Raw genomic sequence first — 14,405 nt, 5'->3', positions numbered from 1 at the left:
GCCCGCCAGGAAGGCGCGGATCCGGCTCAACAGGGCCTCCCGTTCCTCCTCCGGCAGTCGGCGGTGCGGCGCTGCCCGTGCCGGCACTCGGCCTGTTCCGGGGACCCGAACCGTGGAGCCGACCCGGTCTCCGGGACATACATGCCGGCACTCGCGGCACGCCACGCGGCGGGTGTGTCACGGTGGCCGACGACCGCGGCGCCGCCGACCCGTGCGAGCCCGGCGACCCACTCCACCTGGTCGTCCACGAGGTTCCACAGCCCGGCCAGCACACCGCCGGGCGCGAGGACGCGGGCGATCTCGGGTCCCGCGACCGCCATGTCGAACCAGTGCATGGCGTTGCCCGCCACCACGGCATCGACCGAGGCGTCCGGCAGCGGGATCGCCTCCGCGCTGCCCGCCAGTGCACGGACCCCCGGCAGCGAGCGACGCATCGTCCAGCATGCCCAAGTCGGGCTCCGCGGCCACGACTTCCGCCCCGGATGCGGCAACTACGCCGGCCAGCTTGCCGGTTCCGGACCCGAGGTCGAGCACGCGCTGACCGGGCGCGACGCCGAGCGCCCAACGCACCGCGGCCTGCGCGTAGTCGGGCCGGTGCTCGGCGTACGGGACCGCCGCCGCACCGAAGGAGGAGGCGTGACGCAACCGCTCATCGTGGTCCTCGCGTTCACCGTAGCCGGGCTACCCGCGAACCGCCCGACGCACGGAACGCGGCCGGTACTCCACCACCGTCAGCGCCAACGACACGTACCGCTCGACGAGTTCGCCGGGAGTCACCTCGCCGTCGGTGCGGTACCACTGGGCGATGGCGTTGCACATGGCGATCACGGCGCGGCGGGCGTCGTCCGGGTAGGGCGTCAGGAACACACCGTCGGCGACGCCCCGTTCGATGACCTCCCGGAACTGCTGCGTGCCGCGCTCCTCGTTCTTGCGGTAACGGGCGAGGTGCTCCGGCTCCAAACTGCGGCCCTCGGTCAGCACGATGCTGCTCTTGACCGGGTGCTCGATGCGGAACTGCACCGTCGCCGTGACGAGGGCCTCCAACTGCTCCGCGGGATCGTCCCCGGCCTCCTCAAGTGCGGTCCCGCACGCGCCGAAGTAGGCGTCGAGGCCCTCTTCGAGGATGGCGACGAGCAGATCCTGCTTGCCCTTGTAGTAGTAGTACAGCGCGGACAGGCTCACTCCGGCGCGCCCCGCGATGTCACGGATCGAGGTGGCCCCGTAGCCCTGCTCGGAGAACTCTTCGCGGGCGGCCTCGATGATGGCCTTGTGACCTGCGGGGCGAGTGGACACGTTGCTCCGATCTGCTGGGCCGCTCGATCCGCCCCCGCCACTGAACATCCGTACAGCGGGCGACGGATCCGTCATCGTAGCGCCGTGCGCCGTCGGCGCCGAGCCCGCGGTGGCGGCATCCTGTACAGAACGAGCGTTAAGCGACGGTCACACTCCGGCCTTGCTGCCGTCCTCGAAGTCCACCGGGATCTCCTTCCCTCGCATGTCGTCGAGGGTGAGCAGGTGGGCGGGCGGGGCGAAGGGGTGCCGGGACGTGGCTTCCCCCCGCTCGATGCACAGCAGTTCGCCGGGTTCCAGCAGGCGCCAGTCCGGGTCGTCGTCGAGGCGTTCGCTGGCGATCACCCAGGCCGGGACGCTCCCTTCGAGCGTCTGCTCGGTGGCGCCGCGCGTCCCGCTCGCGAACCCGCCGCCGGCCGGGGAGAGCACCCACAGCTCGCAGCTGTGCGGATAGCGCAGGGCCCACAGCCGGCCGGCCTCCGCGAGCACGAAGTTCAGCGAGAACACGGGGAGTTCGGCCGCGATCCGGCTGATGGCGGCGATGATCCCCTCGCCCGTGTCACCGGTGCGCCGGATCTCGGCGGAGAGGTAGGCGAAGACCAGCTCGGAGTCGGTGGTCCCCTCGATGTGCGCCTTGTCGACGTCGGTCAGCCATCCGTCGAGGACCTCGGCGCCCCGCAGGCAGCCGTTGTGGGCGAACAACCGGTCGTTGATGTCGAAGGGATGGGTGTTGTGGACGTCGACCTCGCCCGCGGTCGCGTATCTGATGTGGCTGACGATGGTGTGGGACACCACGTTGCGGGCCTGCGCGATGAAGTCCTCGTTCTCGAAGGCCGCGACTCCGGAGCGGTCGCGTACCGGCTCGTCGCCGAGCGAGAACCAGCCGAGGCCGGTGCCGTCGGGCTGACGGGTGCTCTGCTGGGCGAAGTTGGTCAGCGAGTCGAGCAGCCAGTGCGAGGCCTGAACCCGCGGGCCGCCTGTGGTCAGGGCGAACAACCGACACATGTGATCTCACTCCTACGGTGGTCAGTACACGTGGCGCACGGCGCGGGCCAGAGCCTCGTCCGACGCCTGCGCGAACAGTTCGGACTCGGCGCGGCGCACGGCGAGCAGCGCCTCGAAGAGGGGGTCGCCAAGCGCCGCACGGAGCACGGCCGAGTCCTGGAAGTGCTTGGTCGCCTCGGGCAGCGAGCACGGCAGGCGCTCGGCGCTGTCCTGCCCGGCCGGGTCGCCGGCCACCGGACTCGGAAGCGTCAGCCCCTCCCGCACTCCGGCGAGACCGGCCGCGATCACGCACCCGGTGACCAGATACGGGTTGGCGGCGGCGTCAAAGCACTTGACCTCGCCGTTGGCCGTGCGGAGGTCGTGGGACGGTCCGGGAATGAAGCGGAGCGCCGCTTCCCGGTTCTCCACGCCCCAGCACGCGTAGACGCCGGCCCAGTGGCCCGGCCGCAGCCGGAGATAACTCGCCGCGGAGGGCGCCCCGATGGCCATCAGAGCCGGCAGTTCACGCAGCACTCCGGCGAAGAACGCCTCGCCGTCCGGGGTCATGCCGGCCGCCCCTTCACCACCCCGGCAGAGGTTGCGACCGTCCCGCCACAGGCTGGTGTGCAGATGTCTGCCGTTGCCCACGGACCCGGCCTCGGCGACCGGCGAGAAGATGGGTGTGAGGCCGTGCCGCAGGGTGACCGCCCGGACCGTCTCCCGTACGAGCACGGCCAGATCCGCCGTGGTCACCGGGTCCGCGGGGGCCACGGACACCTCGAACTGGCCCGCCGCGTACTCGGGGTGGAGTTGCAGTACGCGTACGCCTTGGGCCTGGAACGCCTGGAGCAGCTCCGCGAGGTAGGCCGACAGATCGACGACGCGGGACATGCCGTAGGCCGGACCGTTCGTGGCGTAGGCCGGCGCGACGCCCGCTTCCTCGTGCGCGTCGGCGGACACGACCACCCATTCCGTCTCGAATCCCATGCAGACGTCGAACCCGGCCGCGCCCGCCTCCTCGTACATCCGGCGGGCGAACTGCCGCTGGCAGCACGGGTGCGGATGGCCCTCCTGGTCGTAGCGGTCGGCCGGGGCCCAGGCCCAGCCGGGCTGGGCGGCGAGTTCGGTGAGCCGGCGCAGATCGGGGTGGAGCCGCAGATCGCCGTCGGGTCCGCCGACGTGGGCGCTGTCGGTGATGGAGTCGTCGAGGAGGAAGACGTCGAACACCGGCGACATGCCGACCCCGTGCTCCACCGCCTCGGCCAGGCGCCCCGCGGGCACCGCCTTCACGCGTGTGATGCCGCTGTTGTCCACCCAGGTCAACGCGGCGCCGTGGATGCCGCGTCCGGCCAGCCGCGCCGACTGCTCGTGCGCCGCCGCCACGGCCTCCGCGGGGACCGCCGCCCGCGTGCCGTCGGCCATCACCGCGCCCCCGCCCGCACGGTGTGGGCCCGTCGGGCGCGGCCACGCCCGGCGGCGTGGGCCACGACGGACGCGGCCACGTGTTCCACCTCGGCGTCGGTGAGTTCGGGGTAGGCGGGCAGGCACAGGCGGCGCGCGCCGCCCGCCGACCGGGCGGTGACCTCGCTGCGGTGCGGGATGCCGCGGAAGGCGGGCTGGTCGGGCAGCAGGTACGGGTAGACCTGTTCGGCCTCGATCCCGCGCCCGGCCAGGTACCCCGTGAGGCCGGGGAGATCGGGGCAGGACACGGCGTACTTGTAGTAGGCGTGCCGGTGTCCCGGCAGGACGGCCGGGGTGGTGACCGGGCTGTCGGCGAAGCACATGTCGTAGTACTCGGCGATCGCCTGACGGCGCCTCACCCACCGGGGCAGCAGGGCGAGTTCGAGCGCGATGAGGCCGGCGTCCAGTTCACCGAGGCGGCCCCGGATGCCACGTTCCTCGTGAACGTGGCGCTTGCCCGGCGGGCGGCCCATGTCCGAGAGGCGGCGCACCCATGCCGCCCGCTCCTCGCTGTCGGTCAGCACCGCGCCGCCGTCGGCGAATCCGCCGACACACTTGCCCACCCAGAACGAGAAGCACCCGAAGTGCCCCCAGGTGCCTGCCGCACGGCCGCCGAGCGCCGCGCCGGGCGCCTGCGCGCAGTCCTCGATGACGGCCAGATCATGGGCGCGGGCGACGTCGATGATGGCCGGCATGTCGGCCATGTGTCCGTGCAGGTGGACGGGGATCACGGCGCGGGTGCGCGGCGTGAGGGCGTCCCGCAGGGCACGCGGGCACATGGTGAGGGTCGGTTCGGTGACATCGACGACCACGGGCACCGCTTTGACCTCGGCGACCGCGAAGGCGGTCGCGGCGAAGGTCGCCGCCGGGACGATCACCTCGTCGCCCTCGCCGACGCCCGCGGTGCGCAGCGCCAGCGCGAGGGCCTGTGTGCACGAGGTGGTGGCTACGGGATGGCCGCCCCACGCGGCGCGCATGTGCTGTTCCAGCGCCGCGGTCTGCGGCCCGAAGTGGAACCTCCCGCGGTCGGCCACCTCGTCGACGAGGCGGTGGATCTCCGGCCGGAGCGCCCGTACCCGCCGGGCGTGTCCTTCTGCGGGGATGTCCCAACCGTGCCGCGCACCTGGCGCGGCGAGGGAGGGGAAAGGGGCAGGGGAAGCGGAGGCGAGCACCATCGGGAGACCTCACAGGGAGAGGGCAGAGCGCTCGGCGAACCGCGATACGGCAGAAGACGGGCGACAGATCCTGCGTCTCCACACGGAACACATTCGCTCTGGCGTTCTACGGCCTCTGACATCGTGAAACGAAGAACAAGCGCCCGCAACCGCACCCGACCAGCGACTCTGCCCCCAGCCCGCGACATACCGCTCAGTCGGTGATCTCGATGTGTCCGTTCGCCGATGCGGCGCCGGCCGGTTCGGCGGGCTTCGGTGCGGGCACCGGCGCGCCCTTTCCGCCGGTGATGTTCTTCAGCAGGGCGGCGAGGTCGACGCCGGTGGTGGAGTTCAGGAGTTCCACGCCCTGGGCCACGTTGTCGGCGACCGTACGGGACAGCTGGCTCGCCCCGTCCGTGGAGATCACCGTCATCTTGTCGACGGCGGCCAGCGGTTCGGACGCCTTGGCGACGACCTGCGGCAGCACCTCGACCAGCATCTGCAGCACGGCCGCGTCGCCGTACTGGGCGAACGCGTCGGCCTTCTTCCGCATGGCCTCGGCCTCCGCGGCGCCCTTCGCGCCGATCGCCGCGGCCTCGGACTCGCCCTCGAGGCGGACCGCGTCCGCGAGCGCGGCACGGTGGGCCTTCTCGCCCTCACCGGTCAGGCGGGACCGCTCGGCGTCCGCCTCGGCCTGCTTGACGAGGCCGATCCGGCGGGCCTCGGCCTCCTGCTCGGCCTGGTAGCGGGCGGCGTCGGCGGGCTTGCGGACCTTGGTGTCCAACTCGCGGTCGGTCAGGGCCGCCTGACGCCCCGCCACCTTCTCCTGCTCGGCGAGTACCTCCTGCTGCCGGGCCGCGTCGGCCAGCGGGCCCGCCGCGTTCGCCTGCGCGGCCGCCTGGTCGGTCTCCGCCTTGATCTCGGCCTGCTTCAGCGCGAACGTACGCTGCGCGATCGCGATCTCCTCCTCGGCCTTCAGCCGCGCCTGCTCGGAGGCACGGCGCGCGACCGCCTCGGCGATGTCGGCCTCCTGCTTGGCGCGGGCGGCCTCGGGCCGGCCCAAGTCCTCCAGGTAGGAGCCCTCGGTGGTGATGTCCTGGATCTGGAAGGCGTCAAGTACCAGGCCCTGCCCGGAAAGTGACGCCTCCGCCTCCTCGGCGACCTGCCCGGCGAACGCGGCCCGGTCACGGATGACGTCCTCCACCGACATCCGTCCGACGATGGAGCGCAGCGCTCCGGACAGCACTTCCTGGGTGAAGCCGACGATGCCGTCCTGCTGCATGAGAAAGCGCTGGGCCGCGGCCCGGATCGAGTCCTCGGTGCCGCCGACCTTGACGATCGCGACGCCTTCGAGGTTCGCCTTCACGCCGCGCAGGGTGACCGCGCCGCGCACCGCGACGGGGATGTGCCGCGAGGACAGGTCGAGGGTGAACTTCTGCTGCACGAACGGGACGACGAAGACGCCGCCGCCGACCACGACCTTCTGGCCGCTGGTGTCGGTGATGACGCGGCCGGTCTCCGGGTCGGTGGACTTCTTGCCGCGCCTGCCGGTGACGATGAACGCCTGGCTGGGGCCCGCGACCTTGTAGCGGGTGATGACGACGAGTGCCAACAGGACCAGGAGTACGACGACTCCGGCCACGGCGATGGTGACTGGGCTCATGATGGATTCCCCCTCTGCCCCCTCAACCTCCCGGGAGACGGCAGTCGATCGGTCATGGTTCAGCGGTCGACGGTGCGGACCTCGACCGAGGTGGGCGACAGGATGTCCGCCACCCACACCTCGGCGCCGCGGGCGACGGCGATCGCGCTCTTCGCCGAGTACTTGGCCGGCTGGCCCGCGAGGTGCAGCAGCACCTCGCCGTATCCGTCGACCGGGATGGCGGTGACCACGGTGCCCGCGCTGCCGACGAGGTCGGTGCCGCGCGGTGTCTCTGCGGTCTGGTCCCGCATCAGCGCGCGGGTCAGCTTCCACGTCAGCCAGCCGGCGCCGCCCCCCGCGACGGCACCGACGGCGGTGGCGGGTCCTGCCCCGAGGTCGGTGGTGCCGAGCACGATCGCGCCGCCGAACCCGAGCATGGACACGAAGCCCGCGATCACGGGCAGCGACAGCAGGCCGTCGAAGATCCCGTCCAGGGCCCCGACCCCGTCGAAGAGCCCCTCCAGGACCCCGTCCAGCAACAGGGACAGCACGAGCAGCACCACTCCCGCGATGCCGAGACCGAGAAACCACGTCATGTCACAGGCCTCCCTGGTAGCCCCTGTTCCGTGTGCTTGATCCGGATGTTGTCATGGGCACTCACCGCAAGTAACTGCCGGTTCCCGGCAATCTTTACGCGGTTTTGATGCCCGCCTGCTCATCCGTTAAGAATGCGGGGAGGAACGGACACGACATCGCGATGGGGGTGGGCATGGCGTCGCAGCAGGACGTCCCCGACGAGTATCTGGACGGGTACGTCGAGGCGGTGGCCGACGCCTCCGCCACGGGGCGCCGACTGACCCGGGACGAACTCGACGCGCGCCGCGCGCTGGGCGAGCGCGCCGCGGAGGCCGGTCTCGGGCTGCGCGCGCTGGTCGCCGCCCACCTCGCGCGGACGCACACCGGCAACATAGGGACGCGGGTGACGGTCGACGCGGTCGTCGCGGCGGGCGCCCAGGCCATCGACGCGTTCGCCGAGGGCTACGAGCGCGCGCAGCGGCAGACGATGCGCCGGGAGGAGGCGGCACGCCGCGAGTTCATCGACGACCTGCTCTACGGCCGCAGCGACCTGGGCAGACTCGCCGAGCGCGCCGAGCGTTTCGGTTTGCGTCTGTCCGGCGAGCACGCCATAGCGGTGGCCCGCGGCGACAGCGCGTACGAGGAGGGCGACACGGTCGCGCGGGAGATCGAGCGCGCGGTGATCGCCCGCTTCGGCAACCGGAACATCCTGCTGACCACCAAGGAAGGGCAGCTCGTCTGCATCGCCCCCGGCGACCAGAGCGAGGTCCTCACCTACTTCGCGAAGCAGGCGTACGCCGCCGCCGACGGGGGCCAGGTCGCCATCGGCCGCCCGCAGTCGGGCCCCGGCGGCGTCGTCCAGTCCTACGAGGAGGCGCTGAGCGCGCTCGACCTGGCCACCCGCCTCGGCCTCGACACGCCGGTGCTGCGCTCGGCCGACCTCCTCGTCTACCCCGTCCTCACCCGCGACCGGCAGGCCATGACCGACCTGGTCCACAACACGCTCGGCCCGCTGCGGCAGGCACGTGGCGGCGCCCAGCCTCTGATCGACACACTCATGGCGTACTTCGACTCCGGCTGCGTGTCGGCCGGGGCCGCCCGCCAACTGTCGCTCAGCGTGCGGGCGTTCACGTATCGCCTCGCCCGCATCCACCAGCTCACCGGCATCGACCCGGCGGTCCCTGCCGACCGCTACACGCTCCAGACCGCGGTGATCGGCGCCCGCCTCCTGGACTGGCCGACGGACGCCGCCTGACAGCGACCGCGACCGCAACGGGTGCCCAACACGGCCACTCCATCGATACTGGCGAGGGACCCGCAGACGTCGACAAGCTCCACCCGCCAACGCCACCCGGAGGCACCAGTGAAAATGTTGATCAACGTAGCCGAGACGGTCGTCGCCGACGCCCTGCGCGGGATGGCCGCCGCCCACCCCGAGCTGAATGTGGACGTCGAGAACCGGGTGATCGTGCGCCGGGACGCGCCGGTGGCCGGGAAGGTGGCGTTGGTGTCGGGGGGCGGGTCCGGGCACGAGCCGCTGCACGGTGGGTTCGTCGGTCCCGGGATGCTCGCCGCGGCCTGCCCCGGTGAGGTGTTCACCTCGCCCGTACCGGATCAGATGGTGCGGGCCGCCGCCGCGGTGGACAGCGGCGCCGGCGTGTTGTTCATCGTCAAGAACTACACGGGTGACGTGCTGAACTTCGACATGGCCGCCGAACTCGCCGAGGACGAGGGCGTCCAGGTCGCCAAGGTGCTCGTCAACGACGACGTCGCCGTCACCGACTCCCTCTACACCGCCGGGCGGCGCGGCACAGGCGCGACCCTGTTCGTGGAGAAGATCGCCGGCGCCGCCGCCGAGGAGGGCCAGCCGCTTGAGCGCGTCGAAGCGATCGCCCGGCAGGTCAATGAGAACGCGCGGAGTTTCGGCGTCGCGCTGAGCGCGTGCAGTACGCCGGCCAAGGGCGCGCCCACCTTCGATCTGCCGTCCGGCGAGCTGGAGTTGGGGATCGGGATCCACGGCGAGCCGGGCCGCGAGCGGCGGCCCATGATGACGTCCGGGGAGATCGCGGACTTCTCCGTGAACGCCGTGCTCGAGGACCTCAACCCCAGCAGCCCCGTGCTGGTCCTGGTCAACGGGATGGGCGCCACCCCGCTGCTCGAGCTCTACGGCTTCAACGCCGAGGTGCAGCGGGTGCTCGAGGAGCGCGGCGTTCCCGTCGCCCGCACGCTCGTCGGGAACTACGTCACCTCGCTCGACATGGCCGGCGCCTCCGTCACCATCTGCCAGGCCGACGAGGAGCTGCTGCGTCTGTGGGACGCGCCCGTCAGCACGGCCGGCCTGCGCTGGGGCATGTGACGGCCCCGGCCGGGCACCTGACCACGTCAACGAACCTGAACAGCAAGGAGATCACGTGCTCGACGCCGACTTCTTCCGGCGCTGGCTGACGGTGGCCGCCGCGGCCGTGGACCGCGAGGCCGACCGGCTCACCGACCTCGACTCGCCGATCGGCGACGCGGACCACGGCAGCAACCTTCAGCGCGGCTTCAACGCCGTGCGCGCCACCCTCGACAAGGACGCGCCCGACACTCCGGGGGCCGTACTCACCACGGCCGGACGGCAGTTGATCTCGACGGTCGGCGGGGCCTCGGGTCCGTTGTACGGGACTCTGCTGCGCCGCACCGGGAAGGCGCTGGGCGACGCCGCCGAGGTCGGCGAGGCGGACTTCGCGCAGGCGCTGAAGGCGGGGGTCGACGCCGTCGCCGCGCTCGGCGGTGCCGCTCCCGGCGACAAGACGATGCTCGACGCCCTCGTACCCGCGGTGGAGGCGCTCGGCGACGGCGACTTCGCCGCGGCGCGGTCGGCGGCCGAGCACGGGGCCGAGGCCACCATCCCGCTTCAGGCCCGCAAGGGGCGGGCGAGTTACCTCGGCGAGCGCAGCATCGGGCACCAGGACCCGGGCGCCACGTCGTCGGCGCTCCTGATCGCCGCGCTGGCCGAGGCGGCGGGGGCCGAGTCGTGAGCGCCCCCGACAAGCAGGTCGGCATCGTGCTGGTGTCGCACAGCAAGGACGTCGCCGAGTCCGTGGCGCGGCTCGCGGCCGGGCTCTCCGGTGGCGGCGACACCGCGCCCGTCGCGGCGGCGGGCGGCACGGAGGACGGCGGCCTCGGCACCAGCTCCGAGCTGATCTCCGCGGCCGCCGCCGAAGTTGACCGGGGCGCCGGGGTCGCAGTCCTCGTCGACCTCGGCAGCGCCGTGCTGACCGTGAAGGCGCTGCTGGCCGAGGGTGATGAACTCCCGGACGCCACACGCCTGGTGGACGCCCCGTTCGTGGAGGGCGCGATCGCCGCGGTCGTCACGGCCTCCACCGGTGCGGACCTGGACGCCGTCGCCGCGGCGGCCTCGGAGGCGTACACGTACCGGAAGGAATGAGGCAGCGGGGAGGCAGCCTCCCCCAAACGTCTCCCCCAACCGCCTCCCCAACGAGCCTTTGGTGCAGACCTGTTGGCGCGAACCCCTTGAGGAATGACCACCCCTCGTGCCATACAGGTCTGTACCAATCCGCTCGAACGGAAGGCCCTCCGTGCGACGCCTCCCCCCACGCACCCTGCTCGCCCGCACGGCCTGCGCCACCGCGCTCGTGACCGCGCTCGCCTCCTGTGGCCTCCTCTCCGACAGCGCGAAGGCCGAGGGGCCCGCCCTGTCGGCTCCGGCCGGGGTCACCGCGCAGGCCGGAACGGCCACCTCCGTGCACGTCATGTGGAACCGGCCCGCGAGCACGGCGGAGGTCAAGGGGTACGAGGTGTACCGCGGCTCCCAGCGCGTGCGGCGGCTGCCCGCGGAGCAGCACATGGTGGACGTCACCGGGCTCTCCCCCACGTCCCGTTACGTGTTCACGGTGCGCGCCCGCGGCACGGACGGCGCGCTCGGCCCCGCCAGTGCCCGCGTCACCATCACCACCCCGGCCGCCGTCAAGGAGGACCGCTCCGCGCCGGGCCGGCCGACCGGGCTGCGCGGGCGGGCGGACGGGAGCCGGGCCGTTTCGCTGGCATGGCGGAGGGCGACGGACGACCGGGGCGTCGCCTCGTACGACATCTACCAGGGCGCCACGAAGATCCACAGCGTGGGCGGGAAGGAGACGCGGGCGCTGGTCACCGGGCTGCGGCCCGGCACCGCGTACGCGTTCAGCGTGCGGGCCCGGGACGCCGCCGACAACACCTCGGCCGCGAGCGGGACGCTCCGTCTGACGACCGCGCGGGGCAAGGACGAGGAGGGGCCCGGTACCGCGCCGTCGGAGTTCGAGGCGTCGACGCGGCGCTCGAAGGGCGCGTACTCCATCGACCTGGCGTGGACGCCACCGCGGACCGGCGGCGAGGTCCCGGCGTACCAGGTGTTCCTGGACGGCCGGGAGGCGACGACGGTGATGTGGGGCGAGAGCGCGCCGGCCGGACCGGCGACGTACAGCTTCTACATCGGCAAGAAGGCGCACGTGAAGCACCGGGTGAAGCTGCGCGCGCAGTTGCCGGACGGGACGTGGGGCGCCTTCTCGGCGGAGCGGACCGTGACCACGGGGAGTCCGGCGGGGCGGGGCTGAGGGTCAGTCCAGCTCCGTCAGGGTGCGCTCCAGCCACCCCACCCAGAACCGTTCGAGGTCGATGCCCGCGCGCAGCACCGCGTGTTGCAGGCGATCGGCCTCGCTGTTCTTCTCCGGCGGGAAGTCGCGCTTCTCGATGTCCTGGTACGTCGCCAACTGCTCGCGGTGCAGGGCGAGATGGCGGTTGAGGTCCTCAGCGATGCCCTCCGTGCCGACGACCGCGGCCGAACGCAGGCGCAGCGGCAGCGGGTCGCGCAGCGGCCTGGGGTCCTGGGGGGCGGCGGTCCAGCGGGCCAGTTCGGCGCGGCCGCGGGGCAGGACCTCGTACTCCTTCTTCTGGCCGCGCGCGGGTGTCTCGGTGGGCAGCGCGCGGATCAGTCCCTCGCGTTCGAGTTTGCCGAGCTCCCGGTAGATCTGCTGGTGCGTGGCCGACCAGAAGTAGCCGATGGACTTGTCGAACCTGCGGGTCAGTTCGAGGCCCGACGACGGCTTCTCCAGGAGCGCCGTGAGGATCGCGTGCGGGAGTGACATGTCGTAAGGGTAGGCGAGTTCCCTTCGGGCGAAGGGGAGTCACGTGTCCGGCGGGCCCGGTCACGTGACTCCCCGGTCTTCAGGGCCTGTCCTAGAGCGCCGCGGCGACCTCGGTGCCCTGCTTGATGGCCCGCTTGGCGTCGAGTTCGGCCGCGAGGTCGGCGCCGCCGATCAGGTGCGGGGTACGTCCGGCGGCCACCAGGTCGTCGTAGAGCGAGCGGTGCGGTTCCTGGCCCGCGCACAGGACGACGGTGTCGGCGGGGATGAGGGACCGCTCGCCCTCGATGGTGACATGCAGGCCCGCGTCGTCGATCAGGTCGTACGTGGCTCCCGCGACCATGGTGACGCCGCGGTGGCGCAGTTCGGTGCGGTGGATCCAGCCGGTCGTCTTGCCGAGGCCCGCGCCGACCTTGGTGGCCTTGCGCTGGACGAGGTGCACCTGCCGGGGCGGGGTGGGCCGCTCGGGCCTGGTGAGGCCGCCACGGTCGCCGTAGTCCATGTCGACGCCCCACTGCCGGAAGTACGTGGCCGGGTCGAGGCTCGCCTTCTCGCCGCCGTCGGTGAGGTATTCGGCGACGTCGAAGCCGATGCCGCCGGCGCCGATGATGGCGACGCGGTCACCGACGGGCGCGTCGCCGCGCAGGACGTCGAGGTAGCCGACGACCTTCGGGTGGTCGACGCCGTCGATGGCGGGGGTGCGCGGGGTGACGCCGGTGGCGACGACCACCTCGTCGTAGGAGTCGAGGTCTCCGGCGGCGACGCGGGTCTCCAACTTGACGTTCACGCCGTGCAGTTCGAGCTGCGCGCGGAAGTAGCGCAGCGTCTCGTTGAACTCCTCCTTGCCGGGGACCTGGCGGGCGACGTTTAGCTGCCCGCCGATCTCGGCGGCGGCGTCGAACAGGGTGACCTCGTGGCCGCGTTCGGCGGCGCTGACGGCGCAGGCGAGTCCGGCGGGGCCCGCGCCGACGACGGCGACGCGCTTGCGGATCCGGGTCGGCGAGAGGACCAGTTCGGTCTCGTGGCAGGCGCGCGGGTTCACCAGGCAGGAGGTGATCTGGAGGCTGAAGATGTGGTCGAGGCAGGCCTGGTTGCAGCCGATGCAGGTGTTGATGGTGTCGGAGCGGTCGGCGGCGGCCTTGTTCACGAACTCCGGGTCGGCGAGCATCGGGCGGGCCATGGAGACCATGTCGGCGGCGCCGTCGGCGAGCAACTCCTCGGCGAGTTCCGGGGTGTTGATGCGGTTGGTGGTCACCAGCGGGACGTTCACCTCGCCCATGACCTTCTTGGTGACGAAGGTGTACGCGCCGCGCGGCACGGACGTGGCGATGGTGGGGATGCGCGCCTCGTGCCAGCCGATGCCGGTGTTGATGATGGTCGCGCCGGCCGCCTCGATCTCCTTGGCGAGGTGGACGACCTCGTCGAGGGTCGAGCCGCCGGGGACCAGGTCCAGCATGGACAGCCGGTAGATGAGGATGAAGTCGGGGCCGACCCGCTCGCGCACGCGCCGCACGATCTCGACGGCGAACCGGATGCGGTTCTCGTACGAGCCGCCCCAGCGGTCCTCGCGGTGGTTGGTGGCGGAGACGATGAACTCGTTGATGAGGTAGCCCTCGGAGCCCATCACCTCGACGCCGTCGTACCCGGCGGACTTCGCGAGTTCGGCGGCGCGCGCGTAGTCCTCGATGGTCCGCTCGACGTCTTCGTCGGTGAGGGCGCGCGGGACGTGGGCGCTGATCGGCGCCTGCACGGCGCTCGGCGCGACAAGACCGGCGTGGTGCGCGTACCGGCCGAAGTGCAGGATCTGCATGGCGATCCTGCCGCCTGCCGCGTGCACGGCGTCGGTGACCTCGCGGTGCTGCGCGGCCTCCGCCTCGGTGGTCATCTTGGCGCCGCCCTCGAAGGAGCAGCCCTCGGCGTTGGGCGCGATGCCGCCGGTGACCATGAGGCCCACGCCGCCGCGGGCGCGGGTCGCGTAGAACTCAGCCATGCGCGCGAACCCGTTCGGCGCCTCCTCCAGGCCCACGTGCATCGAGCCCATCAGAACACGGTTCGGGAGCGTCGTGAAGCCGAGGTCGAGCGGGGCGAGCAGGTGCGGGAAGCGGCTCATGGGGGCCCTCCGTGAGCGGTGAACGGTCGAATCAGTTGTAGAGGACACCGCACCGGTTTTGCAACAAG

General features: G+C 72.1%; 14 protein-coding genes. 5 read left to right on the top strand and 9 right to left on the bottom strand.

Going from position 1 to position 14,405, the window contains the following annotated elements; all coding sequences use genetic code 11:
• Nucleotides 1-26: 26 nt before the first annotated feature.
• The 7 genes from ACP4E5_RS39415 to ACP4E5_RS39385 all read right to left on the bottom strand — a co-directional run bounded on the left by ACP4E5_RS39415 (nucleotide 27) and on the right by ACP4E5_RS39385 (nucleotide 7,127).
• Nucleotides 27-434, bottom strand: a complete 408-nt coding sequence (locus ACP4E5_RS39415; RefSeq protein ID WP_425837868.1) for a methyltransferase domain-containing protein — start codon at nucleotides 432-434, stop codon at nucleotides 27-29.
• A gap of 247 nt (nucleotides 435-681) precedes the next feature.
• Nucleotides 682-1,293, bottom strand: a complete 612-nt coding sequence (locus ACP4E5_RS39410) for a TetR/AcrR family transcriptional regulator (RefSeq protein ID WP_425837865.1) — start codon at nucleotides 1,291-1,293, stop codon at nucleotides 682-684.
• 147 nt (nucleotides 1,294-1,440) lie between these two features.
• Nucleotides 1,441-2,295, bottom strand: coding sequence for a class II glutamine amidotransferase (locus ACP4E5_RS39405; protein WP_425837862.1), 855 nt, complete (start codon nucleotides 2,293-2,295; stop codon nucleotides 1,441-1,443).
• A gap of 21 nt (nucleotides 2,296-2,316) precedes the next feature.
• Entirely contained in the window at nucleotides 2,317-3,696 is a 1,380-nt protein-coding gene (locus ACP4E5_RS39400; protein ID WP_425837859.1) for a type I glutamate--ammonia ligase, read from the bottom strand.
• Nucleotides 3,696-4,910 (bottom strand): DegT/DnrJ/EryC1/StrS family aminotransferase, encoded by a 1,215-nt coding sequence (locus ACP4E5_RS39395; protein ID WP_425837856.1) that lies wholly within the window; start codon nucleotides 4,908-4,910, stop codon nucleotides 3,696-3,698. The genes ACP4E5_RS39400 and ACP4E5_RS39395 overlap by 1 nt, the downstream gene beginning before the upstream one ends.
• Nucleotides 4,911-5,103: 193 nt before the next feature.
• Nucleotides 5,104-6,552 carry a flotillin family protein gene (locus ACP4E5_RS39390; protein WP_425837853.1) on the bottom strand — a complete coding sequence of 483 codons (1,449 nt, stop codon included), beginning with the start codon at nucleotides 6,550-6,552 and terminating at the stop codon, nucleotides 5,104-5,106.
• Between the two features lie 59 nt (nucleotides 6,553-6,611).
• On the bottom strand, nucleotides 6,612-7,127 hold the full coding sequence (locus ACP4E5_RS39385; protein ID WP_425837851.1) for a hypothetical protein: 516 nt from the start codon (nucleotides 7,125-7,127) through the stop codon (nucleotides 6,612-6,614).
• A gap of 173 nt (nucleotides 7,128-7,300) precedes the next feature.
• On the opposite strand from ACP4E5_RS39385, the gene ACP4E5_RS39380 reads away from it, so the two are divergent.
• The 5 genes from ACP4E5_RS39380 (at nucleotide 7,301) to ACP4E5_RS39360 (ending at nucleotide 11,699) form a co-directional block, all read left to right on the top strand.
• A complete protein-coding gene (locus ACP4E5_RS39380; RefSeq protein WP_425837848.1) occupies nucleotides 7,301-8,362 on the top strand; it encodes a PucR family transcriptional regulator in 1,062 nt (353 codons plus the stop codon).
• A 108-nt stretch (nucleotides 8,363-8,470) separates the two neighbouring features.
• Entirely contained in the window at nucleotides 8,471-9,463 is a 993-nt protein-coding gene (gene dhaK / locus ACP4E5_RS39375; RefSeq protein WP_425837846.1) for a dihydroxyacetone kinase subunit DhaK, read from the top strand.
• Between the two features lie 55 nt (nucleotides 9,464-9,518).
• Nucleotides 9,519-10,127 (top strand): dihydroxyacetone kinase subunit DhaL, encoded by a 609-nt coding sequence (gene dhaL, locus ACP4E5_RS39370; RefSeq protein ID WP_425837844.1) that lies wholly within the window; start codon nucleotides 9,519-9,521, stop codon nucleotides 10,125-10,127.
• Nucleotides 10,124-10,537, top strand: a complete 414-nt coding sequence (dhaM, locus tag ACP4E5_RS39365; protein ID WP_425837843.1) for a dihydroxyacetone kinase phosphoryl donor subunit DhaM — start codon at nucleotides 10,124-10,126, stop codon at nucleotides 10,535-10,537. Before dhaL ends, dhaM begins: the two co-directional genes overlap by 4 nt.
• A gap of 151 nt (nucleotides 10,538-10,688) precedes the next feature.
• A complete protein-coding gene (locus ACP4E5_RS39360) occupies nucleotides 10,689-11,699 on the top strand; it encodes a fibronectin type III domain-containing protein (protein ID WP_425837840.1) in 1,011 nt (336 codons plus the stop codon).
• A gap of 3 nt (nucleotides 11,700-11,702) precedes the next feature.
• Here the strand turns inward: ACP4E5_RS39360 and ACP4E5_RS39355 are convergent, their stop codons facing one another.
• Together ACP4E5_RS39355 and ACP4E5_RS39350 are read right to left on the bottom strand one after the other, a co-directional pair.
• Complete coding sequence (locus ACP4E5_RS39355; protein ID WP_425837837.1) at nucleotides 11,703-12,230, bottom strand: PadR family transcriptional regulator; 528 nt, start codon at nucleotides 12,228-12,230, stop codon at nucleotides 11,703-11,705.
• 91 nt (nucleotides 12,231-12,321) lie between these two features.
• A complete protein-coding gene (locus ACP4E5_RS39350; RefSeq protein ID WP_425837834.1) occupies nucleotides 12,322-14,337 on the bottom strand; it encodes an oxidoreductase in 2,016 nt (671 codons plus the stop codon).
• Between the last annotated feature and the right edge of the window lie 68 nt (nucleotides 14,338-14,405).

The organism is Streptomyces fractus, assembly GCF_049844455.1.
In the GTDB taxonomy this organism is placed as follows: Bacteria; Actinomycetota; Actinomycetes; order Streptomycetales; family Streptomycetaceae; genus Streptomyces; species Streptomyces fractus.
This window is presented reverse-complemented; position numbering and strand designations above follow the sequence as displayed.